Source organism: Paenibacillus sp. SZ31, assembly GCF_012912005.1.
Taxonomy (GTDB): Bacteria; Bacillota; Bacilli; order Paenibacillales; family Paenibacillaceae; genus Paenibacillus.
The window spans coordinates 402,156-428,130 of record NZ_JABBEA010000001.1; the positions used below are offsets into that span (position 1 = coordinate 402,156).

At 47.0% G+C, this 25,975-nt stretch carries 25 protein-coding genes; 8 read left to right on the plus strand and 17 right to left on the minus strand.

Going from position 1 to position 25,975, the window contains the following annotated elements; all coding sequences use genetic code 11:
• Positions 1-80: 80 nt before the first annotated feature.
• Positions 81-278, minus strand: a complete 198-nt coding sequence (locus tag HF638_RS01865; protein WP_017689394.1) for a cold shock domain-containing protein — start codon at positions 276-278, stop codon at positions 81-83.
• A 162-nt stretch (positions 279-440) separates the two neighbouring features.
• On the opposite strand from HF638_RS01865, the gene HF638_RS01870 reads away from it, so the two are divergent.
• The 5 genes from HF638_RS01870 (at position 441) to HF638_RS01890 (ending at position 4,535) form a co-directional block, all read left to right on the plus strand.
• Positions 441-674 (plus strand): hypothetical protein, encoded by a 234-nt coding sequence (locus HF638_RS01870; protein ID WP_017689395.1) that lies wholly within the window; start codon positions 441-443, stop codon positions 672-674.
• 3 nt (positions 675-677) lie between these two features.
• A complete protein-coding gene (locus HF638_RS01875; RefSeq protein ID WP_062833637.1) occupies positions 678-863 on the plus strand; it encodes a hypothetical protein in 186 nt (61 codons plus the stop codon).
• A 214-nt stretch (positions 864-1,077) separates the two neighbouring features.
• A complete protein-coding gene (pepF, locus tag HF638_RS01880; protein ID WP_211175450.1) occupies positions 1,078-2,868 on the plus strand; it encodes an oligoendopeptidase F in 1,791 nt (596 codons plus the stop codon).
• A gap of 132 nt (positions 2,869-3,000) precedes the next feature.
• Positions 3,001-3,381 (plus strand): LapA family protein, encoded by a 381-nt coding sequence (locus HF638_RS01885; RefSeq protein ID WP_047842377.1) that lies wholly within the window; start codon positions 3,001-3,003, stop codon positions 3,379-3,381.
• Positions 3,382-3,494: 113 nt separating this feature from the next.
• Positions 3,495-4,535, plus strand: a complete 1,041-nt coding sequence (locus HF638_RS01890; protein WP_169478624.1) for a M42 family metallopeptidase — start codon at positions 3,495-3,497, stop codon at positions 4,533-4,535.
• A gap of 123 nt (positions 4,536-4,658) precedes the next feature.
• Here the strand turns inward: HF638_RS01890 and HF638_RS01895 are convergent, their stop codons facing one another.
• The 9 genes from HF638_RS01895 to HF638_RS01935 form a co-directional block, all read right to left on the minus strand.
• On the minus strand, positions 4,659-5,597 hold the full coding sequence (locus HF638_RS01895; RefSeq protein ID WP_169478625.1) for a hypothetical protein: 939 nt from the start codon (positions 5,595-5,597) through the stop codon (positions 4,659-4,661).
• A 161-nt stretch (positions 5,598-5,758) separates the two neighbouring features.
• The gene (locus tag HF638_RS01900; protein ID WP_169478626.1) at positions 5,759-7,690 is read right to left on the minus strand and encodes an ABC-F family ATP-binding cassette domain-containing protein; all 1,932 of its coding nucleotides are present in this window, start codon (positions 7,688-7,690) and stop codon (positions 5,759-5,761) included.
• 60 nt (positions 7,691-7,750) lie between these two features.
• Complete coding sequence (locus HF638_RS01905; RefSeq protein WP_017689402.1) at positions 7,751-8,329, minus strand: TetR/AcrR family transcriptional regulator; 579 nt, start codon at positions 8,327-8,329, stop codon at positions 7,751-7,753.
• A 12-nt stretch (positions 8,330-8,341) separates the two neighbouring features.
• The gene (locus tag HF638_RS01910; protein WP_169478627.1) at positions 8,342-9,151 is read right to left on the minus strand and encodes a DUF92 domain-containing protein; all 810 of its coding nucleotides are present in this window, start codon (positions 9,149-9,151) and stop codon (positions 8,342-8,344) included.
• Positions 9,152-9,377: 226 nt separating this feature from the next.
• A complete protein-coding gene (locus tag HF638_RS01915; protein WP_145319349.1) occupies positions 9,378-10,151 on the minus strand; it encodes an ABC transporter permease in 774 nt (257 codons plus the stop codon).
• Positions 10,152-10,168: 17 nt separating this feature from the next.
• Complete coding sequence (locus tag HF638_RS01920) at positions 10,169-10,945, minus strand: ABC transporter ATP-binding protein (RefSeq protein ID WP_169478628.1); 777 nt, start codon at positions 10,943-10,945, stop codon at positions 10,169-10,171.
• Positions 10,946-10,972: 27 nt separating this feature from the next.
• On the minus strand, positions 10,973-12,028 hold the full coding sequence (locus tag HF638_RS01925) for an ABC transporter substrate-binding protein (protein ID WP_169478629.1): 1,056 nt from the start codon (positions 12,026-12,028) through the stop codon (positions 10,973-10,975).
• A gap of 12 nt (positions 12,029-12,040) precedes the next feature.
• Positions 12,041-13,489 (minus strand): aryl-sulfate sulfotransferase, encoded by a 1,449-nt coding sequence (locus HF638_RS01930; protein WP_169478630.1) that lies wholly within the window; start codon positions 13,487-13,489, stop codon positions 12,041-12,043.
• Positions 13,490-13,547: 58 nt separating this feature from the next.
• Complete coding sequence (locus HF638_RS01935; protein WP_169478631.1) at positions 13,548-14,105, minus strand: MarR family winged helix-turn-helix transcriptional regulator; 558 nt, start codon at positions 14,103-14,105, stop codon at positions 13,548-13,550.
• A 387-nt stretch (positions 14,106-14,492) separates the two neighbouring features.
• On the opposite strand from HF638_RS01935, the gene HF638_RS01940 reads away from it, so the two are divergent.
• On the plus strand, positions 14,493-14,900 hold the full coding sequence (locus HF638_RS01940) for a hypothetical protein (protein ID WP_169478632.1): 408 nt from the start codon (positions 14,493-14,495) through the stop codon (positions 14,898-14,900).
• A 117-nt stretch (positions 14,901-15,017) separates the two neighbouring features.
• Here HF638_RS01940 and HF638_RS01945 read toward each other — a convergent pair whose 3' ends face one another.
• The 6 genes from HF638_RS01945 to hemE all read right to left on the minus strand — a co-directional run bounded on the left by HF638_RS01945 (position 15,018) and on the right by hemE (position 21,503).
• The gene (locus HF638_RS01945) at positions 15,018-15,650 is read right to left on the minus strand and encodes a fumarylacetoacetate hydrolase family protein (protein WP_169478633.1); all 633 of its coding nucleotides are present in this window, start codon (positions 15,648-15,650) and stop codon (positions 15,018-15,020) included.
• 47 nt (positions 15,651-15,697) lie between these two features.
• Positions 15,698-16,450: a glycerophosphodiester phosphodiesterase gene (locus HF638_RS01950; protein WP_169478634.1), complete on the minus strand. Its 753-nt coding sequence runs from the start codon at positions 16,448-16,450 to the stop codon at positions 15,698-15,700.
• 24 nt (positions 16,451-16,474) lie between these two features.
• Entirely contained in the window at positions 16,475-17,887 is a 1,413-nt protein-coding gene (locus HF638_RS01955; RefSeq protein ID WP_169478635.1) for a CapA family protein, read from the minus strand.
• Positions 17,888-18,071: 184 nt separating this feature from the next.
• Positions 18,072-19,496 carry a protoporphyrinogen oxidase gene (gene hemY / locus HF638_RS01960; protein ID WP_169478636.1) on the minus strand — a complete coding sequence of 475 codons (1,425 nt, stop codon included), beginning with the start codon at positions 19,494-19,496 and terminating at the stop codon, positions 18,072-18,074.
• Positions 19,496-20,446 (minus strand): ferrochelatase, encoded by a 951-nt coding sequence (hemH, locus tag HF638_RS01965; protein ID WP_169478637.1) that lies wholly within the window; start codon positions 20,444-20,446, stop codon positions 19,496-19,498. Before hemH ends, hemY begins: the two co-directional genes overlap by 1 nt.
• Positions 20,439-21,503 (minus strand): uroporphyrinogen decarboxylase, encoded by a 1,065-nt coding sequence (gene hemE, locus HF638_RS01970; protein WP_169478638.1) that lies wholly within the window; start codon positions 21,501-21,503, stop codon positions 20,439-20,441. Before hemE ends, hemH begins: the two co-directional genes overlap by 8 nt.
• Before the next feature lie 204 nt (positions 21,504-21,707).
• Between hemE and HF638_RS01975 the strand changes: the two genes are divergently transcribed.
• On the plus strand, positions 21,708-22,919 hold the full coding sequence (locus tag HF638_RS01975; RefSeq protein WP_169478639.1) for an MFS transporter: 1,212 nt from the start codon (positions 21,708-21,710) through the stop codon (positions 22,917-22,919).
• A gap of 106 nt (positions 22,920-23,025) precedes the next feature.
• On the opposite strand, the gene HF638_RS01980 is transcribed toward HF638_RS01975, so the two are convergent.
• Positions 23,026-24,228 carry a cytochrome P450 gene (locus HF638_RS01980; protein ID WP_169478640.1) on the minus strand — a complete coding sequence of 401 codons (1,203 nt, stop codon included), beginning with the start codon at positions 24,226-24,228 and terminating at the stop codon, positions 23,026-23,028.
• Between the two features lie 518 nt (positions 24,229-24,746).
• Between HF638_RS01980 and HF638_RS01985 the strand changes: the two genes are divergently transcribed.
• Complete coding sequence (locus HF638_RS01985; RefSeq protein ID WP_169478641.1) at positions 24,747-25,955, plus strand: asparaginase; 1,209 nt, start codon at positions 24,747-24,749, stop codon at positions 25,953-25,955.
• The last annotated feature ends 20 nt before the right edge of the window (positions 25,956-25,975 follow it).

Genomic DNA, 25,975 nt, shown 5'->3' on the forward strand with positions numbered 1-25,975 from the left:
CCTTGAGGGGACTGTGCTTGGGTTCTTAATATTCAGCTCTAAATTTATCATGTATAGAAGTCCGTTAGCCGGATAAATTCTTACAGTTTGTTTACGTTAGCTGCTTGAGGACCACGGTTTCCATCAGTGATTTCGAATTCTACCGCTTGACCTTCTTCCAATGTTTTGAAGCCGTCTCCTTGGATTGCGGAGAAATGTACGAATACGTCCTCGCCGCCTTCAACTGAAATAAAGCCATAGCCTTTTTCTGCATTAAACCATTTAACTGTACCTTTCAAATGAAAAACCTCCTAAAAATATCGCCATCTATGGCGAATACCCTTATTATACTGTATGGGCTTCCATTTTGCAATTTATCTTTCCATAAATGTCGAAAAAATTTGCTTTGAATCGTAGGGTACGGTATCATTTTACCAAAACCGTTAGTTTGGAGACTACTTATGATAAAAAAACATGAAATATACAAAACAGACAAGTGGAATATGATGACCGTAGAAGTTCAAGGCAAATATCTCGTACTGCGAGAAATTTCGGAAGAGTGGGGCGAAGAATGCCATACATTCCTTAGCCGTCCTGCGTTAATGCACTGGGCTGAACGCCGTTTCCCAAAAGCAGATTTTGAGAACCGTGAGGATGAATGGCGTCAATTGATGGCTGCCTTCAAAGGGGTCTAACCCATGCCGCTTGACTCAAGCAATGTCGTCATCTTTATTATTCTTGCCTTTTCCCTCGGTATTGTGCTTATTCTGGGACGCAACTCTATCCCGGATCGACTAAGACGGGGAATGGCGCTTATTGCTACCCTGCTCATTTGTTTCGCCTTTTTCCTGATCGTTTATTTCTTGTATAACATGGGAACCTAATCACAAGGAACCCTGATGTTCAAATATTTCAACGTGCCTAAGGTCATACTATACGAGATTATTCGTATCGTAAGGAGGAAGGCCGTTGAAATACCAGAAATCACTATCTGTTATACTGGTACTTAGTCTGATTCCTTCGTCTCTCTCCGCACAGGCGAGCACGACGAAGGCAGCTTCGTCCATACATTCATCAGATCATCAAAGGAGGATTTCCATGAGTCAATTATTGAAACGTTCCGAGGTGCCAGCCGAGCATAGCTGGAAACTGGAAGATTTATTTGCCGATCAGAACGCCTGGGATCAGGAATATGAAGAAGTATCGTCTTTGACCAAGAAGGCCTCCGAATTTCAAGGCAAACTGGGTCAACCTGATGTACTCAAATCTTGCTTCGAATTTGAAGATGAGATCAGCCTCAAAATAGAACGCCTCTTTGTGTATGCACGTATGCATCAAGATGAAGACACAGCGAATCCTACATATCAAAACCTGTCCCAAAAAGCCCAGAAATTAGGCGTACGGGTTGGTGAAGCACTTTCTTTTGTCACACCGGAGATTCTCTCCCTTCCTGACGATGAGTTGGACGCGTTCATTGCGAACGAAAAACTCTCTGCTTATACATTTACGCTGGAAGAGATGAAACGGGAAAAAGCCCACGTTCTTAGCCAAACCGAAGAGGCTTTGCTTGCTCAGGTGGGCAACCTTTCACAAGCACCACAGACGATCTTTAGCATGCTGAATAACGCCGATCTCAAGTTTCCAAGAATCAAGGATGAACATGGTAATGAAGTTGAGCTGACACACGGCAGCTACATTCAGTTCCTGGAAAATCCTAATCGTGAAGTTCGCGAACGCGCCTTCAAAGCGGTATACGAAACCTATGCCAAACAGAAGAATACGATTGCGGCTGCCTTGAATGCAAATGTAACCAAAAATATGTTCTATGCCAATGTTCGGAAGTACCCTTCCGTAATGGAAATGTCCCTCTACGGAGATAACATTCCAACGGATGTGTATACGAATCTGGTAGATACCATTCACGAGAGCCTTCCGTTATTGCACCGTTATATGGACCTGCGCAAAAAGTTGCTTGGTGTGGATCAATTGCACATGTATGACCTGTTCGCCCCGCTCGTAGATGAGTACAAAATGGATATTACCTATGAGGAAGCGAAACAAACCGTCAAAGATGGCCTGACACCACTCGGCAAGGACTATGCAGACGCATTGCAGACTGGATATGATAACCGTTGGATCGATATATATGAGAATGAAAATAAACGTTCTGGCGCATATGCCTGGGGCGCTTACGGCACTCACCCATATGTCTTGTTGAATCACAAAGATAACCTGAACAGCATGTTTACACTGGCACATGAAATGGGTCACGCTCTGCACTCACATTACTCGGACACAACACTTCCGTATCGTGATGCACAGTACACCATCTTCCTGGCCGAAGTTGCATCTACAACCAACGAAGCGTTGCTCATGGATTATCTGCTTAACAAATCAACAGATCCGAAGGAAAAATTGTATCTGTTGACCTATTATGCCGATCAATTCCGTACAACAGTATTCCGCCAAACCATGTTTGCTGAATTCGAGAAAATCATTCATGAACGTGCGGAACAAGGTGACGCATTAACACCACAATTATTATCCGAGATCTATTATGATCTGAACGTTAAGTATCACGGTAAAGACATGGTTGTCGACAAAGATATTGAAATGGAATGGGCTCGTATTCCCCACTTCTATAACAGCTTCTACGTTTACAAATATGCTACAGGCTTCTCCGCAGCGACCAGCTTCTCCAAGCAAATCCTGGAAGAGGGCCAACCGGCTGTTGACCGTTATCTTGGCTTCCTGAAGAGCGGTGGCAGTGATTACTCCATCAACATTCTGAAAAAAGCAGGTGTGGATATGTCTACACCACAGCCAATTCGTGAAGCTATGAGTGTCTTCAAGGAATTGATTGAACAGATGGAGCAGCTAACGAAATAAGGTTGTCTCTCCATGTGACCTGCATCCCTTGCCCATTTGGGCAGGGGATTTTATCATCAATGCAAGATGCAACATACCCGAATATGGGTAATGCATATCTAGTTCTCAATTGTTCAACAAGGAGGCAACACCATGAAAATGCAATGGGCACTCATAGCAGGTCTTGTTTTTGCACTGCTCACGGGGATCTTTGCGGTCATTAATGTGGATTCCGTACAAGTTAACCTGTTATTCAACACGGTACAAATTCCGCTGATCTTGCTCATTCTCGGTTGTACACTGATCGGTGGAATTATTGTAGGTTCATATGGTATTTATCGCCAATACCGACTGCAACGCGAGAACAAGCAATTGAAATTGCGTGTATCTGAATTGGAAAGTTCCGCGACAAGCAAATCTACGTTGGATTCTTTCAAATCGATGGATTCGCTTGACTCAAATGAATCCGACAGCCTATTGGAGAATGATTCGATCCAGAGTCAGCGCAAAGGAAACCCTACGGGAACACTGTAACCAATCAGAGACAGCCTGCTGGCGAGTCAGGAATGGTAGTATCACATTCGCTCCCCCAGACAGGCTGTATTTTGTTTCACACCATACCCACGTTCCAAGGAGGAAATTAAACAATGAGTTTTACGATTGATGAATCTTACGTTCTATCTTTTCTGAAAAAATTGCTGGACACACCAAGTCCAAGTGGTTACACAAATCATATTATCGAGATGATCCGCAAGGAAGCAGAATCACTGGGCATCGCCTGTGAGCTGAATAACAAGGGCGGTGCAGTGCTTACATTGCCCGGACAGGACTCTTCCAAGACGATTGCTTTGAGCGCCCACGTGGATACGCTAGGGGCCATGGTGCGCTCCATTACATCTTACGGCACATTGAAACTGACCTCTGTTGGTGGATTTTCCATGCAAAGTATCGAAAACGAATATTGCACCATCCATACTCGGGATGGAAAGACATATACAGGCACCATTCTCTCCCTTCACCCGTCTGTACACGTCTATCCGGACGCACGCACCTTTGAACGGACCGAGAGCCATATGGAAGTTCGAATCGATGAAGTCGTCTCTTCCAAGGAAGATGTGTTGAAACTTGGGATCGCTGTTGGTGATTTCATCTCCTTCGATGCTCGTGCAGTCATCACGCCGAGTGGTTATATCAAATCACGTCATCTGGACGACAAAGCCAGCGTAGCTGCCCTGTTCGGTATCCTTGAGTCTGCACATCGCGAGGGCTGGAAACCATTACATAACGTCTCTCTGCTCATCTCGAACTATGAAGAAGTCGGACATGGCGCATCATATATCCCTGCGGAAATCAGTGAAATGATCGCTGTTGACATGGGAGCCATGGGTGATGACCTCAGTTGTAAAGAAACCGACGTTTCTATATGTGCCAAAGATTCTTCTGGCCCGTATGACTATGATATGACTAGCCGTCTCATTGAGCTGGCCAAACAAGATGGAATGGATTACGTCGTCGACATTTATCCCCACTATGGCTCAGATGGCAGTGCAGCATTACGCGGAGGAAACAATATCCGAGCAGCACTGATCGGTCCAGGGGTTCACGCGTCTCATTCCATGGAGCGTACGCATAAGGATGCTGTCCTGAATACGGCACGATTGCTCGCTGCCTACATTACAACCAATTAAACAAAATCAATTACCTACGAAATCATAATGGATGACATCTATATGTCTCGTCTAACCAAAAAGGACACTTCCAAGCACAGCAAATCGGTGTGCAATCGGAAGTGTCCTTTTTTTGTCTGTCTCTTAATCTGCCTGTTCCACATATGCATGATATTTACCATTCAATATCTCTAACTCTGCCTTATGATCACGTATTTCATTTCTTAGCACATGCATGGTCTTCCGAACGGCACTCAGTCCATCCTTCACCTGACGTTCGGCTTTGCGAATTTTGTCCTGAACCATCCAGTCCACGAAGAGGTTATCGAAGAAATAGTCTGCGAATGAAAGCAGACCTCCCAGATGCAGATCCGCGTGTACAGCCATCTCTACATCCTCCAACTCCTTCTGGAAACGTCGTAGACGCTTACCTGCATCCATGATGGCGACCTGAGCGTCATCCATTCTTCCTCGCTTGATATGCGTGGAGATGACTCCACCGCCCATCATGTCATATATCCCCCAATTACCTGCCGAAGACAAAGCCTTCTCGGCACGTTCAAGGGCATAGAGCAGATATTCTCCCTCCCGGAAAGCTTCATCCAGTTCCTGTAGCTCGCTCGCCAGATGTTCCCGATTCTCAGCCATCTGTTGCAATTCCGCATCCTGGTCCAGCAGACGACCTTCCTTCTTCCCCCACAGCGCGTTGTAATCGCTCTGCCAGTACTGATACTGCCGCCCGCCCTCCAACTCCTGCTCCACATGAATTCGTTGCTCCTGTACGTCTTGTAACATGCGACAAGCGGTGTCGTATGCAGCCTTGCTCTCCATGAGTTCCAGTTCTTCCTTCTCCAGCCGTTCTGTCTTCTTGCCAATCAGTTGATAGAAAAATGCTGACAATGTCATACTGTTCAGTCGATCAACGTCCTTCTGTTCCTTCTGGAGATGCTCCAGCCGACGATTTACCTTTGCTTCCCATTCGCTTTCCTCCGTTTGAAGCTTCTCTAGACGCTTGGTCCATTTCTCGTAAATTCTCCCCTTTTCCTTGAGCACTGCCAACTGTTCATTCATTTGCTTATACATAAGTGTGGTGTTCTCTCCCTTCTATGGAATTCTTTACTTATACAACGTAATGAATATACTAAACGTTTCACATTAAATCGCAAATTCGCAGACAAAAAACGCCCTCTCCTCCTATGCGACATAATGTCACGAAGGAAAAAAGGGCGACGGTTAATCATAAATCAAGACTTACTCTGTTCAATCTGCTCTGCAAGTTCATTCAGAACGGTCCAGCGTTCCATCAATTCGTCCAGATGACGCTCAGCCTCAACCTGCTCCGCCATCAACTCCTGCAGACGGGCAGAATCACTAAATGACTCTTCCATCTCTTTGTTAATCCGGACAAGATTGGCTTCGGCCTTCTCAATATTTTCATCAATCTGATCGTATTCACGTTGCTCCTTGAAGCTGAATTTCAACTTCGGTTTAGCCGCTGACACAGCAGGAGTCGTTTTCTCCGATGACTGCTTCACCTTCGCTGCTCCTGTGTCACTCTCTTGATTAGTTCCAGGTGCATTTTTCAGCATCCATTCCGCATACTCACTGTAGTCGCCGACGTGTACACGTACAGCACCGTTGCCCTCAAAAGACAGCACTTTATCCACAGTACGATCAAGGAAATAGCGATCATGGGATACCACAAAGACAACACCCGGGAAATCATCCAGATAGTCTTCAAGTACAGCGAGTGTCTGGATGTCCAGATCATTCGTCGGCTCATCCAGCAGCAATACATTCGGAGCGGCCATCAACACACGCAGCAGATACAGACGACGCTTCTCTCCACCAGACAGACGAGAGATTGGCGTCCACTGGGATGCCGGTGTAAACAGGAACCGCTCCAGCATCTGGGATGCTGTAATCAGAGAGCCATCAGCTGTTTTCACATTCTCGGCCACTTCCTTGATGTACTCAATCACACGAAGAGATTCATCCATCTCCTGATGCTCCTGTGTGAAGTAGCCCAGATTGACCGTAGGACCGACGTCAACCACGCCTGCATCGGGTTCCAACTTGCCAGATATCATCTGTAGCAACGTGGACTTACCACTACCATTCGGCCCAACAATACCTACCCGATCTCCAGGTACAGCAATATAACTCAGATCTTCGATCAATTTGCGACCACCGACGGATTTGGAAAGATGCTCAATCTCCAGAATCTTTTTACCCAAACGAGTGGAGCCAACCGATACTTCCAATGAACCCGAGCGCTGAATTCCTTGTTGATCTTTAAGTTGTTCGAAGCGATCAATTCTCGCTTTTTGTTTCGTTGTCCGTGCCTTGGCACCGCGACGAATCCACGCAAGCTCTGTCCGAAGCAAGTTCTTACGCTTCTGTTCGGAAGAAGCTTCCCGTTCTTCCCGCTCCGCCTTCAGTTCCAGAAAACGTGTATAGTTGGCTTCGTATCGGAACAAACGTCCATGATCCAATTCCAGCATGACATTCGCCACACGATCCAGGAAATACCGATCATGCGTAATCATAAGCAGTGCGCCGCGGCGCTTCTGCAAGTATTGCTCCAACCAAACGACCGAATCGTTATCAATATGGTTCGTCGGCTCATCCAGAATGAGCAGTTCACAAGGATGAATCAGCGCAGCAGCGAGTGCTACCCTTTTGCGTTGTCCACCAGACAATGTGCCCATCAGTGCATCGAATTGACGAATACCCAGTTTGGACAAAATGCTCTTCGCTTCACTCTCCATCTGCCAGAGCTGAAGCTGCTCCATTTGCTGATTCAAACGTAATAACCGCTCTTGCAACGCTGGATCGGACGAATTCAGTTCCAATAATTCCATGGTTTCCGTATATTCACGCACGGTTTTCATTTCCATGCTGTCACCTTCGAATACTTGTTGCAGTACCGTATTATCCGGATTGAAGTCCGGATTCTGTGCCAGGAACTGAATACGTACGTCATTACCAATGGAGATCTGTCCCGCATCTGGGGGTTCCATACCAGAGATCACACGCAAAAACGTGGATTTTCCGGTTCCATTTACCCCAACAACACCAATCTTGTCCTGATCAGCCATGCCAAATGAAGCATCCTTGAACAATATTTTTTCGCCATAACTTTTTGCAATTTGCTCTACCGTCATTATGTTCATTGTTCGTACCCACTTCTCTGTAAATTAAAATTCAATATCACGTACATCCGTGCACTCACTTTACACTTGTAAAAAAGAACGGCATCCATCCAGAAACAATGCTGCTGCAAAAGCAATTCGTTTGTTCAAATGTTCCTCATTAAACTCCGGATTCAACATAATATCCATCTTAAGCCGGTCTAGAATTCCAATGTAGGCTTCAGCGAGCAATACAGGCTCAGGTACACTTGCACTTTCCAATACCTCACACACCATGCTCATGTATTGGTTCATAAATGCCTTCATGAATTTCATCAGATCCGGATCATTATTGGGTGCCATAAAGAAGAGCTTGGTATGATTGCGGCGCTCATAATAATACGTAAGGTGGGTCTTGGCTATTGCTCCAAGTTTATCACCTGTGTTCTCATGCGAGTTCAAAGCATATTCAAGACGGCTGATAAAGCTGTTACAGTCCCGCTTGGATACTGCGATAAAAAGTTGTTCCTTGCTTTTGAAATATAAGTAAATGGTGCCTTTTGCGATGCCGGCTTCGTCTGCAATATCAGACATTTTCGTCTCATAAAAACCTTTCGAGCCAAAAATACCATAGGCCGCATCCAAAATAGCCTCCGATTTGTCTCCCTGTACAGTGCTCAAATGTACTCCCCCTTACAACGCCAAAATGTTACCTAAACCAATCGCCACACATCCACCGATCACCGAGCTAAGCACGTTCACCAGGTCGTTACTCATCCATGCCCAGCCACGAGCCCGAACCGTCGGATGCCCGCAATGTTCATGTACCTCAACTTCACGGCCACACACGGTACAACGATACATCATCTGCACGGTTGCGCCCAGATAGGAATCGGCAAAAGCACCTGCCAATCCACCTACAAGGCCGACAAAAGTCCAACTAAACAGACTAAGCCCTTCTATCCCGGCGATCCAGGAAAACAAGAATGCTCCCGCACCAATCAGTGCCCCGCCTACGGCTGCAGCCACGGTGCCAAGAAGTGAGACACCTCCTGAAGCACCTGGCGTAAGTACCTTCCACGTGAGAACAGAGCGCGGCGGCTTGCGACTGAGACTCCCAATTTCGGTTGCCCATGTATCCGATGTAACTGTAGCCATTACACCAATGAAAGCATATACCCATGCCGGATGTGGAAATATCCAATATCCCAGACATAGGAACATGCCCATCCCACCATTAGCCATCACTTGTCCGGCATCCCGATTTCCTGACTTGGCATAGGATTTCTCCAGCTCCTGCTTCCGATCTTTACGAAACCTGGAGAGCAACGTTGAAGTAATGAAAAACAACAATAACGTGCCAAACCAGAACAGGTTACCCGCTCCGTAATATATCGTTCCCATCATGATGGCTGCCAGGCAGCCAGACAGGGTTAGCGACTTTTTCACATAGGCAGCACCTGCCACCATAGAAGCGCATACGGCGCCAATAATCCAATCCATAATGTCTCCTGCATGCAGCGTATGTACAGCCCGCATGACGTTTATTGTATTTTTGAAATTCAATTATACCACGGTTTGATCCCAATGCCGAAACTCCTTACGCCAGCACACAAAAAACCTGTTTTGGTCTCGTATAGAAGTACCAAAACAGGTTATTGATCAAACGTCAAAACAGATAAATTCCCTTTTACGTAACCTTTGTAATTCAGTGGTCCTATGTTCTAATTCAAACCCGCTTCGCTCCGCCAATGACTCCATATCGGTAAAGTACTCTGCGACCAAACCAGTTGAACAATCGATCCGTCAGGAATCCCATAAAGCCCAGGGAAATCAGCCCGACAAAGATCCAATCCGTCCGGAAAAAGAGTCTGGAATTCCAGATCAAGTAACCGACTCCTTCATTCGAGGCAATCATCTCCGCACCGATTATGGCCATATACGAGGTTCCCATGGCCAGTCGCACACCTGTGAAAATATACGGGGTTGTCGCCGGAACAATCACATGTAGCAGAATCTGCCGTTCATTGGCTCCCATACTGCGAGCCGACCGGATTTTATCTTCTTCAACGGAGAGCACACCTGTCAGTGTATTCAGCACAACAATGAAGAAAGTTGCGTACATAATAAGCGCGATCTTGGATTGCTCTCCAATTCCGAACCACACCAGGAATAAGGTAATAAAGGCAATTGGCGGGATAAAACGTATAAAGTTAAGGAACGGTTCGGCGAACAGCCGGATGATATGCACCTTGCCAATAATCAATCCTACCGGAATAGCAATGATGCTTCCCAGTACCCAGCCCGCCAGTACACGAGTGAAGCTGATTCCGATATACTGCATCAGTGTACCATCAGCAATTAGTTCGCGTGCTCCCAGGATCGTGTGCCACGGACCAGGGATTACGTCAGGCCCATAGATGAGGGCACCAAGCTGCCAGATTAAGATGACCGTTACCCATAGAAGCGGGATAGACACCCATTTTTTCTCCAACCATTTCATCTCACATATCACCTCAGTTATTCTTCAAAGTGGCCTTGAATTCGGTCATACAGGGTGTTGAACTCAGACGAGGCGATGTTCCTTGGGTAAGGCAATGCATTGTGGTAAATATCTGTTATATTCGAAGACGGACCTACGGACATAATGCCTATGCGCTCACCAAGCAATAACGCCTCCTGAATATCGTGGGTGACAAAGATAACGGTCTTATGAGTTTCTTTCCAGATATTCACCAGTTCCTTCTGCATAGTCCTCCGCGTCATCGCGTCCAGCGCGCCGAATGGCTCATCCATCAGCAAGATCGCCGAGTCATTCGCAAGTACGCGGGCCAATTGAACCCGCTGCTTCATGCCACCTGATAGCTCTTTTGGAAATTTGCCCTCATGAGCACTCAGTCCAACAAGCTGAATGTAACGATCAGAGATCTCACGCCGCTGTGTCTTAGGCACCTTGGACATTCGAAGCCCGAATTCAACATTCTCCCTCACGGTTAACCATGGAAAGAGAGACGAATCCGCCTGCTGAAATACCATCGCCCGATCCCTGCCCGGTCTGTCAATCTCCTTGTTATCTACCTTGAGTTGTCCCCCCGACTTGGAGATAAAACCCGCGATCATGTTCAGCAGCGTTGACTTTCCGCACCCGCTGGGACCAAGCAGGACAAAGAATTCTCCTCCCTTGATGACCAGATCGACATCCTTAATGATATAATGCACATCCCCATTGCTTGGGGCATGATACGTTTTCCGAAGCTGTTCAATATGAATGGTATGCTGAGTTGCAGGTAAGGACATAACGGACACCTCCCATTTGAATATAAATTATTTACGGTATGTCACTTTATCCGGCAGCGTCTGTTGGAGAGAAGTCAGATTGAGTTTGGTGTCGAGATCAAAATCCTGTTCGATGATTCCGGTGTCCACCATATATTTCTTCTGACCTGCCAAACTATCATAAGCAGCCTGCGTAAATCCAACTTCCCATGGATTGAATGGAAGGTCTTTCAACGTGGCATCTTTAGGCTGTTTGGTCTCTTGATACATCAGATCTGCAACCTCTTCAGGATGCGCTTGGGCATACGTGGATGCCTCATCAAGCGCCGCAAGAAAATCACTTACCGTCTCGGAGTTTGCCTGAATGAATTCATTACTCGATATCAGCCCCATACCAAGGCGTATAGGCGTATGGGACATATCCGTCAGCTGATGTACTCCTTCGAGTGCATCGAATTTATCAGTTAACGCGGAACCGATTACCCAAGTGGCATCAAGGGCTCCCTGTTTCAGTGCGATGTAGGACTCATCAAAAGCCCCCTGACCAATTTGCGTCACATCACTGAGCGCCAATCCCTGATCCTTCAAATATTCATCCCATAGATATGGAATAAATGTGCCTCGAATGAAGCTTACTTTCTTGCCCTTCAAATCCGCTCCGCTCTGAATATTCTCCCTTGCATACAACTTCCAGGCGGCTGCCGCTTCATCCGTAGCCTGACCTGCAGAAGCGATGACTGAATACTCCCCTTTAGCCAGAGCATTCAAAACGGGGAAATCTGCCCCATACGCAATATCTACCTGTTTGATAAATAGTGCATTTACACCTTCAGCCGGCGAACCAAACGTAATACTCTCTGCATCAATGCCCCTGCTTTCAAAGAAACCTTTGGCAATGGCTACCCTGAACGTTGGGTTTGTACTCGTATCTGCGATTCGAATTTTTACATTATCGGCATTTTTGCCGGTAGCGGCTTGGGTTCCCGATCCTGCTGCGTTTGAACTACATCCGGATAATAGGAGTGCCGTAGCCAGAAATAATATCAATATACCGTTTACTATGGATGGTTTTCTCACAATATACACCCCATTCGATCTAGTCATGATTCTTGACGCCTAACCGCCTGACTTGCCTTCATCCGACGTTGCCACGCAGGCCGCCCCCGCCACAAATGGAAGAGTTGTCTCTACGCTCACGATGGATGCAGAACCTTTGGGTGCTGCTCCCGGTACCCTGTAGGTGGAGACATCAATAGCTTCGATGGCAATCTCCTGCGGTTTTTCCAACTGCGGAACCCACTGATAAGGAACTCGATACGAGCGATAGACCATATTGGTATTCCGCCCATCGGTGTAAGGAGAGACATACTCCCATACCAGCTCATGCTCCGCTGTCACTTCGAACAATCTGCCATTGGAACCCTCGGTTATTAGGGTGTTGCCGTTAGGTAAACGCTGGGCGGAACTGATGTATGGGCTATAAAATTTATAAGAATCCGTCGGAACCGAGAAACCTGCTTCTGCCGAGGTATATTGCCAGACAATCTCCAGGGTGACCGGGTTAATCTCCAGTACACGGGAGTGATCCCGAATCGCATGTTTCAATCCAAACGGAGAAGCCGGATTGGGAAGGCCGTAACCTGCCCAGCCGCCATTGTCGAATACGAGCAAATTCCCTTCACCCGGTAGACCTTGTGGAATGATATGTGCATGATGCTGCCCGATAATCGTGCCGATGTGCTTCGCTTCAGTTGAAGTATAGTCGGGACCTAGTCTCCACACGATCTTTCCGCTCTGTCTATCTGTAATAGCGATAATGTTAGCTTCTCTGGCGTCCCAGATAATATTGTCGGGGTGGAACCGTTCGTCTCCGTCTTCATAGAAACGGTTAGGTCCAACGTATGAAGCAGAATTAATATGTAACCAGTCACCGACACCACCGCCCAGATGACCGAAAGAGCGTGTATTCGGGTCACGGAACAGAACATTTCGAGCAGCTTCATCAAAACCTAATTCTTCAAAGTGCTCGTTAGGCAGCCACTCCCAGAGCACCTTCCCCTCCCAATCCACTTCGATGATGGCGTCATCAAGCAATGGCTTATCTGAAATTTGCGGGTTACTCACATTTTTGTGAGCAAGGATGAGCGTTTTACCACTCTTCGTCTTCGGCGCAAGGCCAGGTGCATAGTAACCTACCGGATTACCCTCACGCTGATAATCATGATGCTGGCGGGCATACCATAGTGGCTCATACCCCGGATCTTCGATATGTTCGTAGCTATTGTATTTCCATACAATGTTGCCGTCCCAATCCACTTGGACCAGATCGACATTGTCCTGAATACCAAACTTCGGATCTCTCCGACCCGTGCTGCCCAGCACGTAGCCGCCAGGCAATATTTTGGCAGGAAACCCTAACAATCCTTTCCACAGGTGAACCTCCTTGCCATTCATATCGATCAACACTACACCTTCCTCACCTGCCTGATAGACGGTATAACCGCCCCAAGCCTTATCCGGATTGTATAGCGTTGCTCCAGTTGGATATATTGTTGAGTGTCCCATGGATCATCTCTCCCCTAGCATGTTTGTGGAATTTCGAATATCGCTACTTGATTCAACTTCAATAACTGAGATAGTTACTCTTCTCGGTATTGTCCCGCTGCTTCTGCTCAAGGTCACGTGTGGAAGACTGCTCGTGTTCTTGTATCCCATTGTTCTCCGCCAATTCCAGCACCGTGTCCGAGAACCCCTCCAGGTTCGCTACCACCCGCTCATAGAATTGACTTTGCTGCTCCAGCTCCTCCGTTGTAAAACCCTCAAACAGAAGCGTGATACATCGAGCACCGATATTGCTGTTTCTCGCATACATCTCCCGCCCGCTGGATGTGATGTCCAGTAAAACCGTCCGCCGATCGTCTTCCTTTCGTCTGCGGATGGTGAGTCCCTTTTTCTCCAACTTATCGGTTAGAGCAGTAATGGCACCGGATGTAAAATCCAATTGTTCTGCCAAATCTCCAAGCCGTTGTTCTCCCTCACGTATGATCTTGTGCAGGATAAGCATGCCCGGCAGGCTGATGCCCTCTACAGAGATGCGATCCCGCTCTTTGACAAATCGTCTGACCATTTTGCGGAATAACCAGTCCGTCCGCTCCAATGCTTCCCAATCTCTATCGCTCATTCCATATCCTCCTTATTCAATTGAAGCTTCAACAGCGCACAAAAAAAGGCCCCCGAGGACATTCCTTAGAGGAGTAGTCCCGGGAGCCTTTGGTGGTCCAATCAGCTCACTTCTGTTTTCAGTTCAAATTATCTCACTGTTCATTTAATGAGTATTAAAATAATTGAGATCATCATATAACCAACTAACCCAACCTGTCAAGTAAGAATTATGTTAGTGATCTTTTCTTTTTGCACTCATTCTCGCTAAGTTGAAATTACTTATCCTGTTTTAAGTTTCAATTCAGGTTTCCCGTTTACACTATTCTCAGATCGAAACATCTACAATTACGTCTACGACAAGCTACGATTCAGTTCGTACTCAACTACAGAAATGAGGATTATCCATATGAACATGAAAAGAGTCATTATTATAGGCACAATGATTGTCACTATGTCCTTCGCCGGAACAGCATGGGGCCAATCGGCCATCTCTCCCATACCTACTGCTAAATGGTCCATCGTTGATTTGGATACTCGTGAGGGAAACAGTGACGAGCTGCTCAGCGCTCTGAATCAGCCTTCAGAAGCGGATTTGTATCAGGAACTGTACAGCGGCAAATCGCTGAGGACGATAACGGAAGAAAACAATGGGAACTTGAATGAGGTCATAGCTATACAAGTAAGGCAGCTCAAGGAGCAGTTGGATGAGCGACTTGCAAATCGAAGTATCAGTTCAGAGCAACATGCTGCACAACAAGCCGAACTGGAAGAGTTGGTCACAGAGAGTGCGAATACAGCATACAGCTTGGCGTAAATTAGTAGCGTATCTGTACGATAGAGGTTTGAACCTTCCTAATAGTACAGCAAAAAGGAGCGTATGCACGCCCCTTCTTGTCCCCTATTCACCTCAAGCAGGTATGATGTGTAATCCTTATTGCGCTGCCCCAATCGTACAGACACCCAAGGATTTGCCGTCCCATGCCAGTTCGAGCACATCGCCTGCTTGTGTTGGTCCAACACCTTCGGGTGTTCCTGTAAAAATGACATCTCCCGGCCCCAGGCCGTAATGGTGACCTACATAATCCACAATATCCTGTAAACTGAAGATCATATTACGAATGTTACCACGCTGAACTTCCTCACCATTTTTGGTCAATGTAAAGTCTTTCTCCAGCAATGTTGCCGCACCTGGGAAAGCCTGAAATGCAGTAACCGGCGCAGAATTTTTGAATCCTTTGGCCGCTGTCCAAGGGTGACCCTTTTTCTTAATCACAGTCTGTACATCACGTAACGTAAAATCAATACCAAACGCATACGCATCCACCAGCTCATCTACCGCCACACCCGGCTCATAACTACGGCCGATTCGCACGACCAGTTCAGCTTCATAGTGAACTTCACCTTGGGTAGCAGGTAATTCAAGGGTTTCACCATTCAGGGATACGACTGCGTGAGAAGGTTTCATAAAGATCATCGGCTCATCCGGAACCGCGTTACCCAATTCTTCCGCGTGAAGTTTATAATTGCGTCCTACACAGTATACATTGCGAATGTCAGTCAACATGGGTATATAACCACCTTTATCGGATTCATTAGTGTATATAGAGTAAATTAAGGTCTGAAGAATCGGCTGCTCGTCTCCTGAAATGCATGTTCCCATACATCAGGTCGGTTTGTACACAACATAAGCTCTGGATCTACTGCCGCCAGTCTCTTCATAATCGTCTTGTCATCCACCGTCCAAGCCATCACACGAATGCCTGCACTCCGCATCTCGTTCATTAAGGATTTGTCTACATTGGTATATCCAATCGAGAGGAATGTGCAATTCATTTGCCGCAGTGCGGTTAACAGATCACCTGGTCGCGCATCAATAATTAACCCCGTCTGGATCTCCGGTGCAAGTTTCTTCACTTCGATCAGAGCAGCGGGTTCAAATGAAGTGATCACCACATCATTCTGCATATGTCTTTTTCTCACTTCATATATAACCGCGGCAGGCAGACCAGGGTACATATCTCCCTGCGTTTTCAGTTCGATGTTCAAACGCACTCTGCCGCACGAACGATCAAGCAATTCACTTAGAGCCGGAATCCGCTCACCTTTGTATGTCTTGTTTTTCCATGCTCCGGCATCCAGCCGTTGCAGATCAGCCCAATCGGTTTCCCGAACCAAGCCCTTGCCATTCGTCGTGCGATCCACTGTAAAATCATGAATGATCACGGGCACACCATCACGCGACAACTGCACATCCAGCTCCATCCACTGAACTTCTGGCCGTTCCATGGCCATCAGGAATGCAGCCATCGTATTCTCTGGTGCAATGGAAGAAAATCCACGGTGCGCTACACAAAGGTTGTTCATTCGATTCCCTCCTCAAAAAGGTTCTCAATTGGGCGAAGCGACTCCACTCGCATCATATCGAATGCCTGGAGAAAGCTTTGCCATCTGCTCCAGCAGCAGTCTGTTCGCCTCATCAATCATCGGAATGGCCTGGCCAAGCCCTGCCTCATAAGGGATGACTTTCATACTGCAATTAGCATCGCTACTACAGCGTGCCTGAAATACAGCCGTTTTCCACGTTTCTTCGGTTGTGGATCTGGAGAAAATAAAATTCCCCGTACTATATGCAATCCACTTCCCTTTATAGTACTCCAACCCTTGCAATACATGCGGATGACCACCTATGACCAGATCCGCACCCGCATCTACAAACTCATGAGCCAATCGAGTCTGGTCACTATTCGGAGTACTTACCCGTTCCTCTCCCCAGTGTGCAACCACAATGACCAGGTCCGCCTTCTTACGGGCCTCCTGAATCGCTTTGACTGCCCCTGTGGAATCATAGGCTTCAGCCACGCCAGCCCGATTGCCCTCAGCCTTCCAACTCGTTTCAGGTACCACTCGGGAGAACCCCAGCAATGCGATCTTCATGCCTTTGCGTTCCAGGTACGCTGGTGCATAGGCCTCATCTCTGTTCATGCCAGCCCCGGTGTGGGCTACGCCATACTCCTTGAGATAGGTTAGCGTATCCACCAAGCCCTCTACACCTTGATCCAGAATATGATTGTTAGCCAAATTCACAGCATCAAAACCCGCAGAGGCCATTGCCGCCAATGCTTTGGGCGAAGATTTATATACATATGTTTTGTCAACTGCACCGGTACCACCCAGGGTTATTGGTGTCTCCAGGTTACCGATGGTAAGATCATCATCCTTGAATAACCTGCCGAGTTTAGCAAAGGGATAGTCATAACCGTTCTTATCCAGCAGTTCGGCAACTTTACCAGAGAACTGGATATCGCCAACAAAGTTAATCGTGACATCCTTCGCTGAATTGGAAGGTTTCGACGTCCCTGATTCGTTATCCACACCTGCATTTCCCTTGGTGCTGGATGGTGTCGAAGTTGCGGCAGGTTTTTTCGTTCCGGAATCGGATTTTCCAGTATTGGTGTTGCCTGCAGCGTCAGATGTCGCTACGCCGGATGTTTTTTCTGCATCCTCTGTTGTCTCTTCATCCGTTGCTTTAGGACCTTCTTCCGAAGTCTCATCAGATTCCGCGTCTGGAGAACTTACTTGATCACCGCCTTTGGCATCAACTCCAATGGAAGGCTGATCCTGATCCACTATCTCTTGCTTCACCGGCTGGTCTGCCTGTTGCTGACGTGTATTAATGACATAAAAAATGCCCACCAGACCAATTGCCATGATCAATACAATATTAACTATCCTTATAATTCTGCTACGGGCACGTTTAACTTTTTTCTTCTCTACACTTCGCTCTGATCTTGGGGGATACATAAGCAACTCCTCTTCTTCTTCACAGCCATACATACCATTATATCAGGCATATTCTGGATTTCCATCATTCCTTGGAACTGTATCGATTCGAAGGGTATTAACTCGGTGAACTTCCAGATATTCATGCAAAAAAGCCGTCTCTTCTGTAGATAAATCTACATTCGAGACAGCTCTCTTGCTGTACTTATTCTGCCGCTAGCTCTTGTGTAGCCTGAACAGACATTTCCTTCGCTTGTCTGATGCAATCAGGCAAACCTACACCCTCATAACCGGCACCTGCGATGTACACGCCAGGTAATTTGCTGCCAAGATCCTCACGAAGAGCGGCAATATGTTGGAGGTGTCCCACCGGATACTGTGGCATCGATTTGCGAAGCCGTGTAATCTCGGAGAAAATCGGCACCGCTTCGATGCCCATGGTCTCTCTCAGATCTTTGAGAACCAGATCCGTGAGCGCCTCATCCGGAAGCTCTACGTTCTGTTCGTCTCCAGAGCGACCAACATAACAGCGGAGCAATACTTTATCATCCGGACTGGTATGCAGCCATTTCGTCGATGTCCACGTGCAGGCCGTAATATTCCGGCCCTCTTTCCGCGGAACGAGGAAACCCGATCCGTCGAATACATGCTCGACCTCTTTTTTCTCAAAAGCGAGTACCACATTGGCTACAGACACATAGTTAATCGCATCCAGAGCTGCTGTATCGACGTGAGGCTTCAACAGCTCTGACGCAATATACGTCGGCACAGTAACCACTACATCATCCGCTTCTAGCTGTTCACCATTCTCCAGTTCAACACGGTATCTGGTCTCCGCTCCGTCAAGTCGCTGCAGCGACTTCACCGCAGTGTTCAGACGTTGATCCACATCCTGCAACTCATGTACGAGGGCGTGAACAAGGCTCTGCAATCCCTGGCGAAAGTTCAGAAAGGCACTTCGTTTCGTTCCGGTATGCGTCTCAGCCGGTTTACGACCAGTCATCATGCCCCGGATCAAGCTTCCGTAATCGCGCTCTACTTCTCCGAACTGCGGGAAGGTAGCCTGAAGACTCAATCGCCGCATATCACCCGCATAGATTCCCGCGAGCAGTGGTTCCGTCAGGTTCTCCAGCACTTCTGCTCCAAGACGACGTTCAATCATATAACCGAGCGATTCATCTTCTGTTGTACGACGCGGCGGGATGACAAAATCCATCAACGCGCGCAGTTTGCCTGCCGGAGAAACCAAGCCACTTCTCAGGAATGGTCTTAGTTCTGTCGGAATACCAAGAACGAGTCCTGCTGGCATAGGATGAAGTTTGCCACGCTGCATGATATACGTTTTCTTCGACTCCGGATTCTGACTTACCAGCTCATGATCGATCTCCAATTCTTTGGCAAGATCAATCATTGCTGTTTTGCGAGCCAGAAAAGAATCCGGCCCTTTTTCAATCACAAATCCATCCCGGTGCAGTGTCTCGATCATGCCTCCCATGGACGAGGTTTTCTCGACCAAAGTAATCACGGGTTCAACGCCCGCTTCCCGGTAATGCTTGCCGATATAAAATGCCGCGCTGAGGCCAGTGAGGCCACCGCCGACAACAACAACACGGCGTTTCTTGTTACCCATTACTCATCCGACCCTTGCTGCCATTGGCTTATAATAACGTCGCTTAATGTCTCCATGTATAGAGGATCGCTATTGAGAGAATCAATACGCATGAGGCGCATGTCGATCTCTTTGGCAATCGCTTTGGCCTCAATATCGAGATCATAGAGGACTTCGAGATGATCCGAGACGAACCCGATTGGTGCCACAAGTACATCCTCTACCTGTTCACGAGAAAGTTCCTGTAACGTATCCAAAATATCCGGTCCGAGCCACGGCTCAGCTGTTCGTCCAGCACTTTGCCAAGTAAATTGCCAATTGGTAATGCCTACACGTGAGGCAATCACTTCCGAAGTCTCCAGCAATTGTTGCGGGTATGGATCACCCATCTCCACAATACGCGCCGGCAAGCTGTGTGCACTGAACAACACCTTCACATCTCCGCGTTTCGCTCCAGCTTCCTCGAACATATCCAACTTCGCACTGACTCGCGTAGACAACGCCTGAATTAACTTCGGATGCAGATGATAGCTCTCAATAAAGGACATATGAACACCCAGCTCTTCTGCTTTTTCACGCGCACGCTTAATATAGCTGCCTACACTCATCGTTGAGAAATGAGGCGCCAGTACAATGCCAATTGCTGTCTGAATTCCATCCTTCGCCAGCTGTTCCACACCATCCTCAATAAACGGATAGGCATGCTTCAGTCCTTGATAACAACGGAATTCCACACCATTGCCACGCTCATCGCGGTTTAACGTCTCCTGAAGAGCCTTGACCTGATTGTCCGTGTTTTCCCGAAGCGGGAATACACCACCAACAATGGCTTCATAACGATCCGTCAGTTCCTTTAATTGCTCAGGTTCAGGCGGACGTCCTCTGCGGATATGTGTGTAATACGCTTCGACACTCTCCAAATTTTCTGGTGTGCCATATGACATCACCAGTACACCTATCGTATTAGTCATTCGTTACCGTCACCCCAGTCTTCAATGCTTCGGCAGAATATTCATGAATATAAGCCGTTAGTTCTCTGAGTTTATCAAGAGATGCTTCAGGAAATAGTCCGTGTCCCAGGTTAAAAATGTACCCCGGCTCCTTGATTCCTTCGTCAATGATCACTTTGGCTTGCTCCTTGATCAGTTCCATCGGTGCAGTCAGCAGATAGGGGTCCAAGTTACCCTGCACGGCGAATTTGCCGCCAAGTCGCTCACGACCTTCCGAAATCGATACTCTCCAGTCCAGTCCAATCACATCAGCTTGCAGATTATGCAACGCTGGCAACAATTCGCCCGATGCGACACCAGGGAAATAGATCTTCGGTACATTCAAATCCGATAATTCGGTAAAGATACGAGTAATCGTAGGCAACACATATGTTCTGAAGTCTTTCGGAGAAAGTGCTCCAACCCAGCTGTCAAACAGCTGGAATGCTTTACCGCCATTCGCAATATGCGCACGGACATATGTAATAACCATATCACCAAGCTTCTGCATCAGCTTATGCCACACCTCAGGCTCGCTGTACATCATCGTTTTGGTGCGGATATACCCTTTCGAAGGTCGGCCTTCGATCAGATAGCTCGCAATGGTGAAAGGTGCACCCGCAAATGTAATGAGAGGCACGTCAAGCTCCTTATCCAGAATTCGAACGGTCTCCAGGATATGTGACAGATCTCCTTCTACGTCAATGGGACGCAAACGATCCACATCTGCAGCGGATCGAATCGGATTATCGATGACCGGTCCAATGTTTTTTACAATGTCAAAATCAATGCCCAGTGAGGCAACCGGATTCATAATATCGGAATACAAAATAGCCGCATCTACACCAAGTTTACGTACCGGCATAAGTGTAACTTCAGCCGCCAGCTCGGGTTGTCGGCAAATCTCTAACAAGGAGTACTTTTCTTTAATTTTGCGATATTCAGGATCGTAACGTCCAGCCTGACGCATGTACCATACCGGAACACGGTCTACCTGTTGTTTGAAACTTGCCCGAATCAGTCGATCATTATAGCTCATATAAGAAGCCTCCAATAGTTTTTGGACTCATAATTACCATTATGCCCTTTTTAAACTGCCGTAACAACCACATGCAGATGCGTTCTACGTGACAATACTATGACATTCCTTACACCCATCCCCCATATGCCAATTATGTTATAATGAAAGAATGGTGTTTTTTAGAGAATTACAGAAATATCTTTGAAAGGAAGTGAAAGCACTTTGAAAACGTGGAAAGTAAACCTCATTGTGCTTTGGTTCGGACAATTTTTGGTCAATTCGGGCATGACCATGATTACCCCATTTTTGTCCCTTTATCTCGCAAGAGATCTGGGCGTTGTTGGGGAACATGAAATTGGCATATGGGCCGGATTTATATTTGCAGCCAATTTCCTCACCTCATTTTTGTTCCAACCGCTCTGGGGCAAGTTATCGGACAAGTATGGTCGAAAGGTGATGCTGCTGCGTTCAGGATTCGGGATGGCCATCGTGATTGCCCTCATGGGTCTGGCACAGAATCCCTGGCAGCTTCTCTTATTGCGTTTGCTTAACGGTACAATCTCCGGTTTCAATCCTGCAGCTGTTGCGCTGATATCGGGTACCACTCCGAAAGACCGGATGGGTTTTGCCATGGGAATCAGTCAGTCCGGGCAGGTTGCCGGCACAATCCTGGGTCCGCTCATTGGTGGCTTGCTAGCGGATGCGGTAGGCTTCCGCCCTATTTTCTACATTACAGGTGGACTGATCTTCGTCGCTTCCATGCTCGCCATGTTCTTGGTGAGAGAGAAATTCGACCGTCAAGAAGCAGCCAAACTGCCGGCACAATCCGTATTGTCCGGTCTGAAAGAATTGAATAAGTCACCTCAACTGCCCGCACTGTTTGCTGTGACGTTTCTGTTACAGTTTGCGATGATTAGCCCCATGTCACTCTTGCCGCTGTATGTGCAGAAATTGCATGCTTCGGATGTAAACGTGGCCTTCTGGGCAGGAATGGTCGGTGCAGTTACAGGACTATCCAATATGGCCATGTCTCCGATTCTCGGGAAGCTGAGTGACCGGATCGGCCCTCACAAGGTGCTTACGTTCTCACTCATAGGAACAGGACTCATGCTTATCCCGCAGGCATTTGTTCAGACCGTGTGGCAGCTCATTCTTGTTCGTTTCATGATGGGTGTGTTCATGGGTGGCCTGCTTCCAAGCGTCAATGCCCTGATCCGTTCCTATACATCAGATAGCATGATTAGCCGGGCATTCAGTTTTAATACGAGCACTCTGGCGCTAGGCAACATGCTTGGAGCGATCATTGGAGGTTTTATGGCAGGATTCATCGGGATTGAAGGTCTGTTTATCGTCTCTGGTGGACTGCTGCTGCTCAATATGGTTTGGGTCAGATTCAAATTGTACAACAAACCTGCTTCGATTCGGGAATCCTGATTCCCTACCTATTTTTAAACCCATTCATATTAACGTTCCATTTGAAAAAGCCGCTTCCAGCGCCTAATTGGCCTGAAAGCGGCTTTTGTCATTCATGTGCCATTCATTATTTATTTATTAGATTGAATTGTATCGGATAATGTTTCACACCAAACACAAAGGCACTTTGTATCGGTTGCAGAGCCGTTCCCGGTACAAGCTGAATGTGCTCCATGTGCTGAAGCAACGTATGCAAAACTACCCTTGCCTCCAAACGAGCAAGCGGTGCACCCAGACAAAAATGAATGCCAAATCCAAATCCCATATGCTTGTTCGGCTTGCGATCAGAGATGAAATCTTCTGGGCGTTCGAATTGCGCACCGTCCCGATTGGCTGATCCAACCCAGGAAATCACCTGATCTCCAACTTGTATTGTCTGTCCATTCAGCACTACATTTTCCTTGGCGACCCGCCCAATCGCGACAATTGGCGGATAATATCTCAGCGTCTCTTCAATCGCAGAAGTAATCCGTTCTGGATGTTCGCGCAACTCCTGTTGTAACTCAGGTTGTTCAGACAGAATACGAACCGCATTGGTAATCAGGTTGGTTGTTGTTTCATTACCGGCAGCAAGTAAGAGAATACAGAAGCCTACCACTTCATCTGAAGTCAATTGCTGATCATCAATCTCCGCAGCAAGCAGTAATGAGATCAGATCATCCTGCGGATGCAACCGACGTTCTTCCATAATGCCAGTGAAATAGATATTCAACTCCTGCATATTTCTTTTTTTCTCCTCCAATAACTCCTGGAAAGCCTGCTCACTGTCATCTCGCGCACCCTTTACCAACACATCAGACCAGTCCTTGAACTTTTGACGATCCGTCGCAGGGACTCCGATCAATTCAGCAATCACTATGACGGGCAATGGCGTCGCAAGGTCATCAATAAGTTCCATATGCCCTTCTGACAGGTGTGGAGCAATTAACTCATCTGTGATTTCCTGAATACGCGGAGCCAATGCTTCAATGGCCTTGGGTGTAAACGCCTGATTCACCAGATCACGCAGTTGTTTGTGCTTGGGAGGGTCTGTCGTCAGCATGCTCGTATTGGCACGATCACGTGCAGAAGAGAACAGTTTCGGATTTTTAAGAACGTACTTCACATCTTCATAATTAAAAATATCCCAACATTCTCGATGCTCATCATATCGGACTGGAGTGTTATCACGAAGCTCTGCGTACACCTGGAAGGGAGATAGCCGCTCTTCCACACTCTCTAATTCACGAATCGGAATGTAATTTGCATACTTTCTGGGTGCCTGTTTCATCGTTTTTCCTCCAATCAATATTATATATTTATTTACATATGATAATCACCCCTATTATAAACATAACTCCATAACGAAACCAATCTTTGGAACGTAATTGAGACCCATTACCTATCTACGCGCTACTAATTACCTCTCGTTATACTAGCCTGTGTGCTAAATATTAATTGTGGAAGGTCCATTTCTGCTATAAACCCGCATTCAACATTCCCTCTCTTGAAATACTTCGTTTTATCAGGACAAAAGCCTCAATATGTAATATTAACTAACACATAAATGTCTAATTATTCTTCAAAACTACCAAAACCATCTCTGTTCTAGCTTTATTAGAGTGAATATTCTTTCATTTCCCCTTATAAATAATCAATATACTCGCAATATCTATGAATGTAACCGATTACTCTATCCATATCTACAATTGTCATATTACTTAACATGAAATACAATCATTTTGAAATGGTATACATATTCTTCTCAACAAACTTAACATCACACTTACTTGAAGGAGAGTGCTATTCATGAGAAAAACATCCAATCTTCGTCCCTGGGCCGTATGGAGTACTGCAGCTTTAACAGCGTTAACGATCTCGTTGTCCCCCATCGGAACCTACGCTGCGCACGCAGCTACCGAGGTAAAAGGTACAACAAGCGCTGTTCAGACATCAACTACTACTCCGGCTCGCAACACCTCCATCCCTGCTGTACCGGACTCCTCCAAGCAATCTGCACTCCCCAATGTATTGGTGATCGGAACTGGCGGAACGATTGCCGGTCAATCCGAGGATGCAACCAGCTTCCAGAACTACAAGGCAGGTACGCTTCCCATTGGAGAGATGGTAGACGCCTTACCGGATAAGCAGAAGATTGCTGATGTTAGCACGCTCCAATTCGGAAATTCAGGTTCAGGCTCCTATAGCATGGCTGATCTCTATGACTTGTCGCAGACGGTGGACAAAGCTCTTGCCCTGTATGACAGCGTTGTGGTTACCACGGGTACAGATACAATGGAGGAAATCGCCTATTTCCTCGATATGACGGTTCAAAGTGACAAACCCGTCGTGATTACAGGCTCCATGCGTCCATGGACTGTCATCGGCTCTGACGCTCAAGCCAATCTGTACAACGCCATCAAACTTGCAGGCAGTGGTCGTACCACTTCATTCGGAACGGTACTGATGTTGAATGACACCATTCAACTCGCACGTGGTGTAAGCAAAACGAATGATTATCGGACAGACACGTTCGAAACACCGATGCTCGGTGCTGTAGGATATATTGATGAAGAAAACATTCGAATCTACCGCGCTCCTGCACGCGCCTTGAAACCCGAAGGCACAGCGAAGCCTGTATTCGATCTGAGTAAAATCACAAAGGCTGATCTGGCCAAAGTAGAAATTGCGATCTCTTATCAAGAAGCTGGAGGCGGAGCCATCGAAGGGTTCGTGAGCAACGGTGCACAAGGCATCGTAACCTCCGGCACAGGAGCTGGCGGCATCTCCAGAGCTATGGGACAAGCCCGTACCAAAGCCATTGAAGAAGGTGTAATCTTCGTGACCACCACTCGGACGGGTTCAGGAAGTGTGTATGGCGGTGGCAAAGGTATTATCGCAGGCGACAACCTGAGTCCACAACAAGCTCGTGTATTATTGATGCTGGGCTTGTCCTTCAGTGATGATTTTGACACCATCAAAAAATGGTTTGAAACGTACGGAACACCGGAAGTATAAGAAAGCACTCATCCTTTATA